The sequence below is a fragment of the Lutimaribacter marinistellae genome (genome assembly GCF_042648365.1).
GTDB lineage: Bacteria > Pseudomonadota > Alphaproteobacteria > Rhodobacterales > Rhodobacteraceae > Lutimaribacter_A > Lutimaribacter_A marinistellae.
The window spans coordinates 33,416-49,532 of record NZ_JBHRXI010000002.1 but is presented as its reverse complement, the minus strand read 5'-3'; the positions used below and the strand labels follow the sequence as shown (position 1 = coordinate 49,532).

General features: G+C 60.4%; 15 protein-coding genes. 11 read left to right on the top strand and 4 right to left on the bottom strand.

Annotation, left to right across the window (positions count from 1 at the left end):
* Window positions 1–344 precede the first annotated feature (344 nt).
* The 6 genes from ACFORG_RS03225 to ACFORG_RS03200 are packed head-to-tail and all read left to right on the top strand — an operon-like array spanning window position 345 to window position 6,060.
* Entirely contained in the window at window positions 345–1,676 is a 1,332-nt protein-coding gene (locus ACFORG_RS03225; RefSeq protein ID WP_386733954.1) for an MmgE/PrpD family protein, read from the top strand.
* Window positions 1,673–2,167 (top strand): MaoC family dehydratase, encoded by a 495-nt coding sequence (locus ACFORG_RS03220; RefSeq protein ID WP_386733953.1) that lies wholly within the window; start codon window positions 1,673–1,675, stop codon window positions 2,165–2,167. Before ACFORG_RS03225 ends, ACFORG_RS03220 begins: the two co-directional genes overlap by 4 nt.
* Window positions 2,164–3,405 carry an acyl-CoA dehydrogenase family protein gene (locus ACFORG_RS03215; protein WP_386733952.1) on the top strand — a complete coding sequence of 414 codons (1,242 nt, stop codon included), beginning with the start codon at window positions 2,164–2,166 and terminating at the stop codon, window positions 3,403–3,405. The genes ACFORG_RS03220 and ACFORG_RS03215 overlap by 4 nt, the downstream gene beginning before the upstream one ends.
* A gap of 8 nt (window positions 3,406–3,413) precedes the next feature.
* On the top strand, window positions 3,414–3,911 hold the full coding sequence (locus tag ACFORG_RS03210; protein WP_386733951.1) for a MaoC family dehydratase: 498 nt from the start codon (window positions 3,414–3,416) through the stop codon (window positions 3,909–3,911).
* Complete coding sequence (locus ACFORG_RS03205; protein WP_386733950.1) at window positions 3,899–5,137, top strand: CaiB/BaiF CoA transferase family protein; 1,239 nt, start codon at window positions 3,899–3,901, stop codon at window positions 5,135–5,137. Before ACFORG_RS03210 ends, ACFORG_RS03205 begins: the two co-directional genes overlap by 13 nt.
* Window positions 5,138–5,148: 11 nt before the next feature.
* Entirely contained in the window at window positions 5,149–6,060 is a 912-nt protein-coding gene (locus ACFORG_RS03200) for an HpcH/HpaI aldolase/citrate lyase family protein (protein ID WP_386733949.1), read from the top strand.
* Window positions 6,061–6,080: 20 nt separating this feature from the next.
* Here ACFORG_RS03200 and ACFORG_RS03195 read toward each other — a convergent pair whose 3' ends face one another.
* From ACFORG_RS03195 to ACFORG_RS03180, 4 genes are all read right to left on the bottom strand, one after another.
* Window positions 6,081–6,842 (bottom strand): IclR family transcriptional regulator, encoded by a 762-nt coding sequence (locus ACFORG_RS03195; protein ID WP_386733948.1) that lies wholly within the window; start codon window positions 6,840–6,842, stop codon window positions 6,081–6,083.
* A 261-nt stretch (window positions 6,843–7,103) separates the two neighbouring features.
* Complete coding sequence (locus ACFORG_RS03190; RefSeq protein WP_386733947.1) at window positions 7,104–7,910, bottom strand: enoyl-CoA hydratase-related protein; 807 nt, start codon at window positions 7,908–7,910, stop codon at window positions 7,104–7,106.
* Window position 7,911: 1 nt separating this feature from the next.
* Window positions 7,912–9,450 (bottom strand): class I adenylate-forming enzyme family protein, encoded by a 1,539-nt coding sequence (locus tag ACFORG_RS03185; protein WP_386733946.1) that lies wholly within the window; start codon window positions 9,448–9,450, stop codon window positions 7,912–7,914.
* Window positions 9,447–11,114: an AMP-binding protein gene (locus tag ACFORG_RS03180; RefSeq protein WP_386733945.1), complete on the bottom strand. Its 1,668-nt coding sequence runs from the start codon at window positions 11,112–11,114 to the stop codon at window positions 9,447–9,449. Before ACFORG_RS03180 ends, ACFORG_RS03185 begins: the two co-directional genes overlap by 4 nt.
* 213 nt (window positions 11,115–11,327) lie before the next feature.
* On the opposite strand from ACFORG_RS03180, the gene ACFORG_RS03175 reads away from it, so the two are divergent.
* The 5 genes from ACFORG_RS03175 to ACFORG_RS03155 all read left to right on the top strand — a co-directional run bounded on the left by ACFORG_RS03175 (window position 11,328) and on the right by ACFORG_RS03155 (window position 15,990).
* Window positions 11,328–11,957, top strand: a complete 630-nt coding sequence (locus tag ACFORG_RS03175; protein WP_386733944.1) for a TetR/AcrR family transcriptional regulator — start codon at window positions 11,328–11,330, stop codon at window positions 11,955–11,957.
* Window positions 11,958–12,059: 102 nt separating this feature from the next.
* Window positions 12,060–12,983, top strand: coding sequence for a LysR family transcriptional regulator (locus ACFORG_RS03170; RefSeq protein ID WP_386733943.1), 924 nt, complete (start codon window positions 12,060–12,062; stop codon window positions 12,981–12,983).
* A gap of 150 nt (window positions 12,984–13,133) precedes the next feature.
* Window positions 13,134–14,132 carry a TRAP transporter substrate-binding protein DctP gene (gene dctP / locus ACFORG_RS03165; RefSeq protein ID WP_386733942.1) on the top strand — a complete coding sequence of 333 codons (999 nt, stop codon included), beginning with the start codon at window positions 13,134–13,136 and terminating at the stop codon, window positions 14,130–14,132.
* 41 nt (window positions 14,133–14,173) lie between these two features.
* Window positions 14,174–14,710, top strand: coding sequence for a TRAP transporter small permease (locus tag ACFORG_RS03160; RefSeq protein ID WP_386733941.1), 537 nt, complete (start codon window positions 14,174–14,176; stop codon window positions 14,708–14,710).
* On the top strand, window positions 14,710–15,990 hold the full coding sequence (locus ACFORG_RS03155; RefSeq protein WP_386733940.1) for a TRAP transporter large permease: 1,281 nt from the start codon (window positions 14,710–14,712) through the stop codon (window positions 15,988–15,990). The genes ACFORG_RS03160 and ACFORG_RS03155 overlap by 1 nt, the downstream gene beginning before the upstream one ends.
* The last annotated feature ends 127 nt before the right edge of the window (window positions 15,991–16,117 follow it).

Below are 16,117 nucleotides of genomic sequence, written 5' to 3'. Positions count from 1 at the left end.
GTCGGGCAGTGTTGGGTCGCGCTGAAACAGCGTCCGTTCCGATTGCGAGCCTCGTTTCGACGATCGACAAAGTCCACAAAAATCACATGTGTGCTGAAATGATTTTACATATGTGATAGATTGCGTTTGTGCGCCTAAGTCTCAAAGCAAGCTTTGTCCGGATCTGATCGGAAGCTCTACCAAGACGTTGGGGCAAAAATGCTAAACTCTTGTCCATCGCATATGTGATTTTGACTATCGCATATTCGATTTAGGTTGATCCCGCTTCAAGATCTTTCCTACCGTCCGGGGACCGGAGGCAGCCGCGGCATGGACGGCGCCACCTGCAAGGGAGGTTCAAAATCTTGTCTGAAAACCAGACACATATGATTGCGTCTTGGGTCGCGCGGACCAAAGCGGACGACATTCCCGACAACGTTTTCGCATGGGCGCGTCACTGTGTTCTCGACTGGATCGCTGTCACCATTGCCGGCGCGAACGACCCCGACGTTAACAAGCTGGTCGATCTTGCGCTTTCCAGCGGTTTCGGAACGGCACGCGTCATCGGACATGGCACCGGATTTGAATCGGGATGGAGCGTCGCGATCAATGGTATGGCAGGTCACGTTCTTGACTATGATGACGTGAATGAAAGGATGGTTGGCCACCCGACCGCGGCAATTCTGCCCGCCATCCTGACCGCAGCGCAGGAAGAGGGGAGCCCGGCCCGCGACCTGCTGGCGGCGTTGGTCGTCGGACACCAAGTGGCGAGTGCCTTGGGCGCGCTCATGGGTCCGGGGCATTACGCGGCCGGATTCCACGCGACGGCAACCTTGGGAGCGATCGCCGCAGCCTGTGGTGTCGGACACCTTCTGCGATTGGATACCGACCAGCAGGCCCATGCAATCGGCTTTGCCACGGCGCAGGCCGCCGGTCTCAAGGCGATGTTCGGAACCTCTGCAAAGCCGTTTCAGGTTGGTCGCGCCGCGCAAGCCGGATACCTGGCCGCGCGCATCGCAGCCAGCGGCATGACAGCACGCACCGATGCACTCGAGGCCGAAAACGGGTTCATCTCGACCCATGCGCAGAAAAATGCTGTTGATCTTGAAATCGCGCCCGACCCCGATTTCGCCATCACGCGCACCTTGTTCAAGTTCCACGCCGCCTGTTACCTGACCCATGCCACCATGGACGCGCTCGCAGGCTTGCGGCGGCGGCACAACCTGTCCGCCGACGATGTCCGCGCGATCCGGCTGCAAGTGCATCCCGGGATCCTTGGGTCGTGCAACATTCCTGACCCGCAAACCGCGCTCGAGACCAAGTTCAGCCTGCGTCACACCGCAGCCATGGCCGTCGCCGGCACCGATACCGCCGGGCTGGCGAGCTATTCCGATGACATGGCCGCGCACCCGGGCCTGATTGACCTCCGCAATCGCGTAACGGTCGAACCGCAGGATTGGCCCCAGGACCGGATGATGATCGGCATCGCCGAGATCGATACCGCAGACGGGCAGACGCTGACAGCACAAGGCGATTCAGGCCGGCCACTCCGGGATATCAATAACCAATGGCGCAGGTTGTCCGACAAGGCGCTGACCCTCGTTTCGCCCGTCACGGGCAAGGAAAAGGCGCGTGCATTGATTGACGCCGTCGCCTCGTTCGACACGACAAGCGCCCTGATGGAGGCCTGCCCATGAGCATAGAGACCGTAGCCGATTTGAAATCCCGTGCGCAGGGCTGGCCACGCGGCAATACCTTTGATCGGTTCAAGATCGGCCAGACCTTTACGCATCACTGGGGCCGCACCCTGACCGAGGGCGACAACACGCTCTTCACCACGCTGACGCTGCACTACAACCCGCTCTATACCAACGCCGACTATGCCCGCGCGCACGGGCATTCGGGAGCAGTGGTCTGCCCGTTGCTGCTGTTCACCACGGTTTTCGGCCTGTCGGTCGAGGACCTTTCCGAAATCGGCGGCCCGTTCCTGGGTGTTGATGAGCTGACCTACCACCGCCCGGTGATCGTGGGCGAGACGGTCTATGCCCGCTCCGAGGTGGTGGATACCCGCGAAACCGCCAAGCGGCCCGATTTCGGCATCGTGACCTGGCGCACCACCGGCCTCGACGAGGCCGGGGCGCCGGTCATCGAGTTCAAACGGGCCAATTTTGTAAGGAAACGGACATGAGCCAGAACGAATACGCAACAGCCGGCGACGGCTACCTGACCGAAGATCGCGTGATGATCCGCGATTCGGCTCGTGAATTCTGTGCAAACGAGATCCGCCCCCTGGCCGACAAACTGGACCCGGAAAAGGGCGAGATCCCTGACGCGCTGATCGAGAAGATGGCCGAACTCGGATACTTCGGCATCATGGTGCCCGAGGAATACGGCGGGCTGGGCCTTGGCGTCTTTGAATACTGCATGGTCGCCGAAGAGTTTTCGCGCGGATGGATGTCTGTCGCGTCTCTGCTGACGCGCGGCAACGGCATCTTCTTCAACAAGGGATTCAACCACGATCCCGCCCGAAAGAAAGAGTACCTGGAACGGGTGGCCACGGGTCGGTTCCTGTCCGCCTTCGCCCTGTCCGAGCCCAATACCGGGTCGGACTTGTCGTCAATCGCCTGCCGCGCGCATCGCGATGGAGATGACTGGGTAATCAACGGCGCGAAATACTGGTGCACTTTCGCCGATCGCGCGGACTCGATTGTGGTCTTCGCGCGAACCTCGCCCCCGCCCAGTGCCGACAAGCGACATCTGGGCATCTCGGCCTTCGTTGTCGAAAAGCCCCGCGGAGAGCTGCCGGCGGAGTGTTTCGGCGCTCCCATTCCCAAGATCGGCTATTTCGGCTGGAAGACTTACGAACTGTCCTTCCAGGGCACACGCGTCCCGCACTCGGCGCTGCTCGGAGAAGAGGGGAAAGCGTTCTACATCATGGCATCGGGTCTGGAATCCGCCCGTGCCCATACGGCGGCCCGTTCCATCGGCCTGGCGCAGGCGGCACTGGACGATGCGATTGCATATGCCGGCGAGCGCAGGCAGTTCGGCCAACCGATTGCCGAGTTTCAAGCCATCCGGTTCAAGATCGCCACGATGGCCACCAAGGTCGAGGCCGCCCGGCAGATGATGTATGATGTCTGCAACAAGATCGACTCGGGCCGCCGGTGCGATACCGAGGCATCCATGGTCAAGTATTTCGCCTCCGAGATCTCGGAAGAGGTGACATCCGAGGCCATGCAGATCCTCGGCGGTGCGGGCTACACCACCTTGCACGCGGTCGAACGCCATTGGCGCGACGCAAGACTTACCAAGATCTTCGAAGGCACCTCGGAAATCCAGCAGCGTATCATCTCCGACAACCTGCTGGGGCGGTCGCAATCCGACCGCCGGATCGTCGAAGACGCCTATTCCCGCAAGTTTGAATGAGGTCCGCCATGCATTGTCACGCCAGCGAGTTGACCTCGCCCGACAACTATTTCGAGGATTTCCAGCCCGGACAGGTTTTCCGCCACGCACGCGGCAAGACCATGACCGAAATGGACAACGTGCTGTTGACCAACATGGTGATGAACACGGCCGCCGCGCATTTCGACGAACACCTTATGAAAACCGCTTTTGCAGGCCTCAAGGGGTTCGATACGCGGGTCGTCTTTGGCGGCATCAACTTTTCGCTGGTTCTGGGCCTCGCGGCGCAGGACACCGGCGAGCAGGTTTTGCAGGAACTCGCGCTCGACCAGATCCGGCTGCTGACGCCGGTCCATCACGGGGACACGCTCTATGCTTTTACCGAGGTCCTCGAAACCACCGAAGCCGAGCGCGACGACGCGGGCATCGTTACATTCCGCCATTACGGCGTGAACCAGAATGACGAAATGGTCTTTACCGGCAATCGCAAGGTCCTGATGAAGCGGCGGAGCGCATGGGCGAAATGACCGACGCGATACACAGAGGGCCGCTTGACGGTGTCGTGGTACTGGACCTGACCTCCATGCTGGCAGGCCCGTTCGCGACAATGGTCCTGGGCGATCTGGGCGCGCGGATCATCAAGATCGAGGCGCCTTTCGGAGATTCGGTGCGTAGTGCGGCCCGCCTGCCCGGCGATGTCGATCCAAAGGGGTTCGGCGGCTATTTCCAGTCGATCAATCGCAACAAGGAATCGCTCGTTCTCGACCTCAAGACCGATGCCGCCAAGGATGTGTTCCGCCGCATGGTGACCGAGGCCGACATGGTTGTCGAAAATTTCCGTTCGGGCGTGATGACTCGGCTGGGCCTGTCATTCGAGGACCTGAAAGAAATCAACCCTCGCCTTGTCTACGGCGCGCTGCGCGGTTTCGGCGATGCCCGCACCGGACAAAGCCCCTATGACCATTGGCCCGCATTCGATGTCGTCGCCCAGGCAATGGGGGGCCTCATGGGCATTACCGGTGATCAGGGCGGCGCACCGATGAAAGTCGGCGCCGGGGTGGGCGACACGGTTCCGGCGCTGTTTCTGGCTATCGGCCTCGTCACCGCCTTGCACGCCGCGCGCGAAAGCGGCGAGGCTCAATTCGTCGATGTCGGTATGTATGACAGCGTCATCGCGATTTGCGAGCGCATCATCTATCAGAACTCCTATTCAGGAGAGATCCCCGGACCCGAGGGTTCCGGACACCCCCTGCTCTGCCCGTTCGGCGTTTTCCCCGCACGGGACGGCCATGTCGCCATTGGCTGTCCGCGGAACAATTTCTGGAAAATCCTGACACAGGAGATGGGTCAACCGGAACTGGCAGACGACCCGAGGTTCCTGAGCAACGAGGATCGGGTTGCGAACCGGGTCGAAGTTGAAAAGGCGGTATCGGGCTGGACCCGGGGCCTGACCAAGGCGGAACTGATCGACAGGCTCGGCGGTCGCGTCCCGCTTGGTCCGGTCAACACGGCGGCGGATATCATGGCCGATCCACATGCCACCGCACGCAACATGCTGGCCACCGTCCCACAGCCGGGACCAAACGGACGAGACGTGCAGATTGCCAATACGCCGATCCATTTCCTGAACCGTGAAACCGGGGTGCGCCGCCGCGCTCCGACGATGGGCGAGAACTCTGCCGGCATACTTGCCGATATGGGCTTCGATCCCGATGAAATTGCCGCGCTCTATCGCGCTGGCGCCGTAGAATAAGGAAATCCAGAATGAAAGAACGACCCAACCGGTTGCGCCGGTGCCAACTTGCCGTGCCCGGAAGCTCGGAAAAAATGATGACCAAGGCAGCGGGGCTGGACGTTGATTACGTCTTTCTCGACCTCGAGGACGCGGTCGCCCCGGATCAGAAAAAGCCGGCCCGCGTCCGCATTGCAGAGGCTCTCAACACGCTGGACTGGGGCCGCACAACACGCTGCGTGCGGATCAACGACACCGCGACGCCCTATTGCTATGGCGACATCATCGACGTCGTAACCGCTGCCGGAGCGAATATTGACGTCATCATGGTCCCCAAGGTCATGAATGCGGCGGACCTGCTTTTTGTCGACAAGCTCTTGTCGCAGCTTGAGGCGGATCTGAACCTTCCGCACCGGATCGGGCTTGAATGTCTGATCGAAGAGGTCGAGGCGATGATGCGCGTCGAGGAAATCGCAGCCGCCACACCCCGGCTGGAGGCCATGATCTTTGGCGTCGGCGACTATTCAGCCAGCCAGGCCGTCCCGATCGCCGAAATCGCCGCGAACCGCACCTATCCCGGAGATATCTGGCACTATCAGCGTCAGCGCATGTCGATCGCCTGCCGTGCAAATCGCATCGACTATGTCGACGGTCCCTATCCTGACTTCAACGATCCCGACGGGTTCCGCGAGGAGTGCCGCCGGTCTCAAATCCTCGGCGCCGTCGGCAAATGGGCCATTCACCCCAGCCAGATCGCCTTGGCGCAGGATGTTTTTAGCCCCGATCCCGAAGAGGTCGCGCGCGCCCGCGCGATGAAGACCGCATATGAGGACGCACAAAGGCAAGGGCTGGGAGCCGTGACCTACGAAGGCAAGATGATCGATGTCGCCGTCATCCGGCTTGTTCAGAACACGATCGATCGGGCCGATCAAATCGGCCTGTAACCCCGATGCGGGTCAGGCTGTCACGCCTTGACCCGCACGTTCTCTGAAAACTCCTGTACGGCCTGCCGCAGGCTGGTCAGGTACCCCTCCTTGTTTGCCAAAAGGAATTGAGAGACCGCGCCGACACCGATGGCCAAGGGCTTCTGTCCCGGGCCGAGGTCAAGCGCCATGGCAATCATGCCTGCGCCCGGCGTGTATAACCCGTCTGACAGGTAGTACCCGTGTTCACGCACGAACCCGACCTTTTCCAGGATGTCCTGCTCGGACGCCTTGTATAGCGGGTTTTCGTTGATTGCGTTGGAGTGGGTGACGATCCGGCGTATCTCCTCGTCGCTTTTCTGTGCCAGCAGAACAAGGCCCGCTGCCCCCATGTGAATGGGTCGCGTCAGCCCCGTATGAATGATCATGCGAATGGTTTCGGTCGACTCGATCGTGTTGACATATTGCATCCGCAGACCGTTCTGAACGACCAGCGCAACGGTTTGCCCGGTCTCATCCGACACCCGGCTCATCAGGTGCAACAGGTCGGCCGTGCGCGTATCGTGCCCCAAGACCCAGGTGCCCAGCATGGCAACCCGAACCGAGGGTTTGTAGGTGCGCGTTTCAGCGTCAAAATCCAGAAACCCCATCGTATTGAGGCTTTTGATCAAGAGCGATGCGCTCGATTGCGGTATGTCCAGCCGCTCGGCCACATCCGACACGCGCAGCGGCCGTGCAGCGGCATCCATCGTTTCCAGTATCCGCATGGCCCGCCCGGCCGATTTGATGACGCCCTGTTCCATGATGCCTCTTCTTCCATGTTCCCGGGCACCCTATATGCAATATCTCGTATTGCATATTAGATATTGAAATCACCCCTGGGCGGGGGCCAAACACAAAAAAGCGCCCAAGCGGGCGCTGTATGTCCTTGGAGGAATACGGTTTTGTCTAAGGCAAATGCTTAACAACGCGCCATCGGTTACTGGGACGGCGCGATACTCGATCCCGGTCGCGAATGCGAAGCGGACCGCCTGTGACGGTCAACATCAAGGGTGACGGGTTCCCTATCTGCCGCGAAAAACCGGCGGACGTTTTTCAAGGAAACTGAGAGGACCTTCGCGCGCATCTTCGCTGGCCAGAACAGGCGCGGCATAGCGCAGCTCCTGCGCCAAGGCCTCCTCTTCGGGCGTACCGAGCAGTGACCGGGCCGCGTGTCGGACGGCGCGAACCGCAAGCGGCCCGTTTCTCGCGATCCTTTGCGCCAGATCACGCGCAACCGGCATGACCTGAGCAGGCGGAACCACGCGGTTTACGAACCCCCAATCAAAGGCGGTCTTGGCGTCAATCGGATCGCCGGTCAGCAACAACTCCATGGCGCGCGCCATAGAGAGTTGCGCCGGCAGGCGGACGGTCGACCCACCCGCCGGAAAGATACCCCATTTCACTTCCTGCACACCAAACCGGGCGTTTTCGGACGCCACGCGAAGATCGGTGCCCTGACATAGCTCCATCCCGCCCGCGATGGCATGCCCGTTGACTGCTGCAATGACCGGGACGCCGATGTCGAAACCACGCAGCAAAGCACGATTGAACACTTCCGGATCTTCGGCGACCCTGTGGTCGAAGTCATCCTCGGGCGGCCGCTGGCGAGCCAGCAGAGGCAGCAAGCGCCCAAGGTCCGCACCGGCGCAGAACGCCTTGTCGCCCGCGCCCGTAACGATCACGGCGCGCAGTTCGGTGTCGCGGCTCGCGGCCTCAAACGCATCGGCCATCAGGCAAAGCAATTCGGGATCAATTGCGTTGCGCGCCTCAGGCCGGTTGATCGTCAGGGTCAGGACGTTCCCGTCGCGATGGTGCAGAAGCTTGGACAATTCATTCACTCCGGGATAGGCGTTCTTCGAGCTCGTGACGCATGATCTTACCGGTCGTGCTGCGGGGTAATTCTACCTCGGACACAAATCGGAACTCACGCGGGATCTTGTAGCGCGCAATGGTACCTTCACAAAGCGCGCGCAGCTCCACATCCGTCACCCCGGCATCGCGCGCCACGATGAAAGCGATCGGCACCTCGCCCCACTGGGGGTCGCTGCGGCGCACCACGACAGCGTCGGCAACGCGCGGCTCGGACAGCAGGACGCGTTCAATCTCGGCGGGATAGATGTTTTCCCCGCCCGACTTGATCAGGTACTTTCGCCGATCCACGAAACTCAACGATCCGTTCCGGTTGCGAATGAACATATCCCCCATGTGGAACCAGCCGCCGCGAAAATCAGCCTCGTTTGCCGCGGGGTTGTTCCAATAACCCGAGAACAGGGCCGGGGTTCGCAATGCCATCTCACCTGGCTGCCCATCGGGCACAGCATTGCCATGCGTATCGACGAGACGGATCTCGCATAGAGAGCTTTGTATCTTTTCGAGGTTCCGCGGCGCTTCGCCAACCGGGATCCTGCCCCGTGAAGCCGGCGCCAACCCGGTCTCGGTGGCGCCGAACGTATTGAGGTAAGGCGCGTTGAGCAGGCGGGTGATCTCGGCAATCTGCTCGCGTGGGACGAGGTCGGCCATCACACCGACATATCGTACCCCGGCGACCCGCCCGCCTTGCTGCTTCACGGCATCAAGAAACGGCTCGATCATGCCCGGCATGACCGTCAGCCGGCCCAGTTTTTCCTCAGCGACGATTGCGGCCAGTTCATCCGGGACAAACCCATCCGTGACGATCACCTTTCCACCCGTCATCAACGTGGCAAAAACGGAATCCGTCGAAACCATGTGAAACAGCGGGGCCCATGCAACGAAAGCCTCGTCTGTCTCGACCGGCAGATCGGCCATTTGCACGAGGCTACGGGCCATTTCGGCGCGATGCGAGATCAGCGCCCCCTTGGGCAGGCCGGTCGTACCAGATGTGTAAAGGATGACGACACCATCCTCGGGGCCGCAACCACCCTGAACAGCACCGGCGGGTGCTTCACTTAGCGCTTGTTCGAACTCTTCTCCCAGTTGGAGACGCGCAACCGTGCCGCCGCACCGCGCCGCCGCTTCGGCATGACGAGGGGAGGTGATCAGCAGCACCGGCGCGACAAGGTTGAGGCAGTGGGAAAGTTCGGCGTCAGCCAGGCGCCAGTTCTGGCAGGCAAGTGTGACGCCCATTTTTGCCGCTGCCACAAGGCACTCAATATATTCGGATCGATTTTCCGACAGGATCGCCACGCGGTCACCGGGCCTTACACCGCGCGCCTGCCACACACGGCAAATGGCATCGGTGCGCCGGTCGAGCGCCTCATAGCTCGAACGTTGCGCCCCTGCCTGCACCGCGACCCGATCAGGTGTCAGGCGGGCCTGCTGTGTGACCATCGACCCAATGGTCAACTCCGACGCGCGCAAGGCGTCTGGATGCAGCGCCCCACCCGTCATGCCGTGGCCGTACTGTTCGGTTGAGTCGAGCGTTCACTCGATCTGCGCTTGAGGTTCCGCAAATCATGCGTCTGAGGCAGGGTCAGAGGGTCTTCGCCCTGTGCAAAGATCTGCCCTTTCTGAATTTTCTGCGTTCCCGTCGTCGGAAGCTCCTTGCGAAAACAGACGTAGCCGGGCGCTTTGAAGTAGACCAGGCGCTCCATCGTCCAATCGAACAGGGTTCGGGCCACAACGTCACTTGCTTTGATCCCGTCGCGCATGACCACGCAGGCAAAAACCTCTTCCTCCCGCAGCTCGTCGGGCATCGCGATTACCGCTGCCTGTAAGACATCGGGATGGCTTTGCAGGCAGGCTTCAACCTCGGCGGCCGCGATGTTCTCGCCCGAACGTCTCACGATGTTCTTTTTTCGGTCAACGAAATGAAGCATGCCACTTTCGTCTTGCGTCACCACGTCGCCGGTTCGGAACCAATCCTCATGCCAGACCGAACATGTCGCGGCCTCATCCTTCAGATAACCCGAGAAGAAGCCCAGCCGGGGATCATCCCCGCCCGAACGCACCAACAACTCACCGGCGACACCGCGCGGCAGGTCCTGCATCCGATCATCGACAATCCGCGCCTCGAGACGGGCATCCGGGCGGCCGAAGGCGCGCGTTCCCACCTGGCGTGGCTCCATCGCGTCGATGAACCCCGATCCGACCTCGGTCATGCCCCAGAGTTCCAACAAGGGAAACCCGAACCGGGCCTCGAACGCGGCGTGGTGTTTCGGATCGACGCCCGCCCCGATACCGGCGCGGATCTTGTGGTCGCACTCATCCGGCGCGACAGGTCGCGCCAGCAACAAGGCCGGCATGACGCCAAGGTAGTGGATCAGTGTCGCCCGCGATTCCCGACAATCCACCCACCAGCTGGAGGGGGAAAACCGTTCGATCATCACGGTGCATCCCGCCCGCAACATCATGGCCGTCGTACTTACGACGAGATTGTTCATATGGAACAGTGGCAGCGGGTTTAGCAGGCGTTCCTCACCATGGAGCAAGGAGACGAGTCCGTCCCAGCCCGCATACCGCGTGGCGGATTCGACGAAATACCGGTTGGACAGGATACAACCCTTGGGCAGACCAGTGGTGCCCGAGGTGTACAGGATTGCGGCCTCGTCATCCGGCCCCGGCTCGATTTGAGTTGCGCGGACAGGTGCGGTCGGAATGGAAGGCTCTGGCGTTTCCGCGTCGATAACCGCTGGCGGCTCCCCGGCTATCGACAGGACAGCGTCCAACGCCGGCTTGCAACCCGGTGCCACCACGACAAGCGCCGCCTCGGAATGCTCTATCGCATAGAGCATCTCGTTCGGACGCGCATCGGGGTTGAGCGGGACGATAGAGACGCCAAGACCATTGAGAGCCAGATGATGCACATGAAAACTCGGCCTGTTTCCGATCAGCAGTGCCACCCGCGTGCCGGCACCCCACCCTGCCACCCGGTAAAGAGAACGGAGCTGTTCAACCTGCGCCAGAACGTCCCCATAGCTTTGGTCGACGAATTCGCCGCCGCCATCGGGTCTGCTTGAGATGAACGGCAAGTCGGGATGCGCATGTGCGGTTTCCTCGAACAGCTTGGCCACGTGGCTCCCATTCACGGGCCTGATCGTCAGATCCTCGGGCATTTTCGGTCTCCTCCCCTCCATGCAACCAGCGAACACGCAATTCCTGCGACCCGCACCCGGCACAACGGCCATAGGTAGACACGTTATGCCCTGTCGGCTTTCAGGCTTGTTCCTGAAAGATACAAACCGTTTGGTCGGTTTTATTTCGTTGAACTCGATACCGTCAATCGGCATTTTGGCGTGACGCCGCGTCTGCCTCCCTGGAAGCCATCCATGACGGACACCCGCCCGACCCCGAACCCGGAACCTTCGAAACAGGAATTACGCTCGGCCGCGATGCAGGCCCGAATATGCGAGGCCGCGGTTCGGTGTCTGGACAGGTTCGGATACGCGGAAACGACGCTTGCACGTATTCAGGATGAGGCGAAGGTATCGCGAGGCGCGATCATGTACCATTTCGCCGACCGGCACGAAATCGTCACCGCAACCGCGATCCGTCTGCTCAACCAATCCTTGCGGCCGATCGAAACCCGCAAGGCGAATGACCGCTCGTCCAGTCCGCGCGAGCTGATACAGGAAATCTGGCACCGGGTGGTAAACACCAGCGGTGGTCGCGCAATGCTCGAGATCCTCGTCGCCTGCCGAACGGACCCTGCTTTGAAAGCTTCGCTGGCAACCCGCTTACACGAATGGGACAAGGCCAGCTTGGCCTCTATTGCAGAACTCTATTCTGGTACGGGACCAGATCCCGATGACGCCGCCCTGCTCTGGAGTATCGCGCGCTCTTTCGTGCGCGGCCTGATCGTACATGAGCAGTTTCTGGAATCCCCCGAATTCACGACGCGCATGCTGTTGCGGTTCGCCGATCTTCTTGAGGATCACCTGAAACCGCTCGGGCCCTGAGGGGCCGAGCTTCGCCGGCGTGTCACGGCAGCACCCTTCTTGCGCACCGTCCCGTTTCACCACAGTCTGACGGGATAACCCGACAATAGGGCTGTGACCTGAATGCCGTTTTCGATAGAGGATTTGCGCGCTTTCCTGACGATCGCGCAAACGAAAAGCTTCACGCTGGCCGCCGACAAGCTTTTGGTGACCTCGCCTGCCATTACCCGCCGCATCAAGAAGATGGAAGAGTTGATCGGCGAACCCCTGTTCGAGCGCACGACTCACATGGTCAGAATAACGCCCGCCGGCCAGTCGCTGTACCCCCGTGCCGAAAATCTCTTGCGCGAGTTCGACAACTTTCAGGCTGCGGCATTGAGCCTGTCGAACGACAGGGCAATGACCGTCAGTTTTGCCTGCGTGACAAGTGTCGCCGGCTCCCTGCTGCCGGGAATAATCTCCAGCTTCACGGACCGGTTCCCTGCCTGTCGCTACGATTTGCACGACGGCCACGGAAAGATCGTTCATCGGTTGGTCGAAGAACAGGTTGTCGAGTTCGGTATCGGCACGCGTCCCGACCCAGATTCAAACCTCGATTTCGCAAAGCTGATAGATGACCCCATAGTTGCGGCCATTCCAAAGACCCACGAATTGTTCGACGTTTCCGGCCTGTCCTGGGCAGAAGTGGCGCATCGCGAATTCATGATGCTGAAAGGCGAATCTTCCTTTTTTGGTCATGTCGAGACCGAGTTGCGCCGCGCCGACATCGCCATGCCGAACGGCATTCGCGTTCATGACGCGTCGACCCTGCTGGGATTCGTCGAACAGGGGGCATCTCCCATCATCATGACCGGACTCTTCGCAAGCCGCTCCGCACCATCCGAGGTGAGGGCAATCACCATATCACGCCCCGAACTCTACAATTCGGTTGGGCTGTTGACGTCTCCGGAACGGCAGTTGAGCGCGGCTGCAAGGGATTTGATCGCCTTTACGAAAGACGAACTGCCGCGGCGGCACAGGCGCACACTTGACCAGCTCAGCATCTGAGACTTGGATGCCTGGTGATAAGTTTTGGTAAATACCCTGTGATTTTTATTCAATTCCCCTGACTTTCATCGCGTGTATTCTGAGGCGGCCGGCGGATGTCGGCCACGCATACCGCGTCGCGCCAAGTGAGGACGCCAAGGGGGAGACCACATGAAATTCCTGATGAACGCGGCCTTTGTCGCCGCCGTGACCGCAAGCTGTGCTGCGGCCGAAGAATACATCATCGACATCTCGCTCGACACCGGGCCGACGCATCTGCGCAACGTGCTTGTTCACGAAATAACCGACAGGATCGAAGAGGCGTCCGACGGACGGCTGAAGTTCAATTTCTTCGAAGGCGGTTCGCAGTACAATGACCGCGACGTGACCACCGCATTGGCTCAAGGCGCAATGGATATGGCCGTTCCGGGCCATTGGAACCTTGCGCGCATTGTCCCGAACTACAACGTGCTCGGGTTGCCGATGTTCTACGGCCTCCCGCGCGAGGATCAGTACAAAGCCACCGACGGAGAAACCGGCGCGGCACTCGCCAGGGAAACCGAGAACAAGCTGGATGTTACAGTCCTTGGCAACTGGATGGACCTCGGTTTTGGCGCGATGTTCTTTACCGAAACACAGGTGGATGCACCCGAAGATATCAAGGGACTCAAGATGCGTTCGCCAGGCGGACCCATCGCCGTTTCCCGGTTCGGCAAATTTGGCGCGACCGGTGTGTCGATCCCCTTTCCCGATGTGCCCCAGGCGCTGCAAAAGGGTACGATCGACGGGATGATGACGACGTTCGAGTCCGTTCGCTCGGCGAAGCTGTGGGATTCCGGGCTCAAGCATTCGTATTCGGACTTTCACGCCTTTTACCAATACGTTCCACTGATCAGCGCACATGCATGGAACGAGTTGCCCGAAGACTTGCAGCAAATCATGCGAACTACCTGGAACGAAGGCGTTACATCCGCCCGCGAAACGGCGGCAAAGGCCCAAGCAGAAGCAGCGGACGAGGCGGCCCGGCACGGTATGCGCAATGTCGCGGCAAAAGCGGAGGATCTTGATGCGCTGCGTGGCGACCTGATGGCCGACCAACCGCAATTGGTAAAGGAACTGCGCATCGACCCCGCCATGGTCGAGCTTGCCCGGAAAGACCTCGCCTCGTGAAACAGAGCGGCCTGATGCGCGATGGCGGAAGGACCGGCTTGATGGGAACCATCCTGAATGCCCTGAGCCGGTTCGAAGCTCTGATCATGGGATGCCTGGCCGCTGTCGCCATCCTGCTGGCGGTCTACGAGGTCGCCGCCCGCTACCTGATGCCTTCGATGCTGACGGACTGGGGCGGCGAGGTCATCGTTTATCTCATGATCTGCGCAGTGTTGCTGGGTGGCGGTTCCCTGGTATCCAGCGGGCAGCACGTCCGCGCCGATCTGTTCATCCGCAAGGCACCAAAACCCCTGCGGCGCGCAGCCGAAATCTCGTCTCTCGTCGCGGGCCTGGCCTATTGCGGCATCATTGCATGGTACGGCGTCGACATGGTCGAGTTTGCCCGTATGATCGACATCCGCTCGGACAGTTCCCTCCAGTTTCCGCAATGGATCTTTTATTCCGTCCTGCCCATTGCCTTTGCCTCGATGGCGCTGAGGTTCGCGCTGCTTTTGTGGCGGGCGCTGTTTTTGGGGCAGGCCGCCTATCCCGCTGACCCGTTGCATGGGCATCCCGGACAAAGCGCGGGGGTCGCCTGATGTCTCCGGTTTTCGCTCTTTCGGGTTTCATGGCCCTTCTGATCGCGGGGTTTCCCGTTTTCCTTGTCTTGGGAATCGTATCGCTTGTCCTTTTCGCGACAGAGGGGCGACCGCTCGTCGCAATGCCTCAGCTTTTCATCGATCACCTGAAATCGGATACACTTGTGTCTGTGCCGTTCTTTGTGATCGCGGCAACATTCATGCAGCGCGGCGGCATCGCCAAGGCGCTGGTGGATTTCGCTTATGGCTGGATCGGAGGCGTGCGTGGCGGCATCGCGCTGGTCTGCGTGTTGGCCACTATGGTGTTCTCGGCCATTTCCGGTTCTTCGGTTGCCACGGCAATGGCCATGGGCGCGCTTCTTGTTCCCGCGATGCAGAGCACCGGCTATGACAACCGCTTCTCTCTCGGTGTCGTTGCTTCTTCGGGTACGCTGGGCATCCTTATCCCGCCGTCCCTGGCGATGATCCTGTTTGCCGTCGTTGCGGGTGAGAGTGTTCCACAGCTTTTCCTTGCCGGGGTGGTTCCCGGTCTTCTGCAGGTGGCGTTCTTTGCGATCTGGATCGTCTACTTCTCGCGGCGTCGGGGCTATGTCGGGGGCAAGCCGATGTCACGCACCGAATTCTGGGCCGTCAATCGACGAGCCCTGCCCGCGATGCTGCTCCCGGTCATCATTCTCGGCGGAATCTATAGCGGACTGGTGACCGTCAACGAAGCTGCGGCAACAGCCGCTTTCGTCTCGATCCTCGTATCGCTGGTATTTTACAAAGGCTGCACCCTGTCCGAAGTACCGTCCATTCTGGCGGACTCGGTAAAGGCGACCGCGGTTATCTTCTTCATCACCATCGGAGCGCTCGCCTTCGGCCACTGGATCACCTCCGAAGGGCTTGCGAAACACATGGTCGACTACGTGGTCGAAAACGACCTGTCGGCATGGCATTTCCTCTTGGTGATCAACGCGGTGATGTTCCTTTTGGGCATGTTTCTTGAAACCGTCGCCGTCATCCTGATCGTCGTACCTCTTGTGCTTCCCCTGCTGGCACCCCTGGGCATTGACCCTGTGCATTTCGCGGTCATCATCGTGATCAACATGGAGATCGCCTTGCTGACGCCGCCGGTCGGACTGAACCTGTTCATTATGTCCTCGACGACAGGGGCGCCGGTCGATGACGTGGCACGCGGCGTGTTTCCATTCATCCTTATCCTCGTGGTGCTGTTGGCCCTGGTGACGTTCATTCCGCAGCTGTCGCTCTTCCTGCCCGAACTCATCTACGGACGTTGAAAGGCTCCGATGCGGTGATGTTCGTCGGGGTGCGTAAGGGGCCAGACCCGGGCGTGCACTGCAGCGACACGCGCAGACTCGGGATACCCAATCCGCCGTTTGCCTACCAACCGACGGAACGTCACGA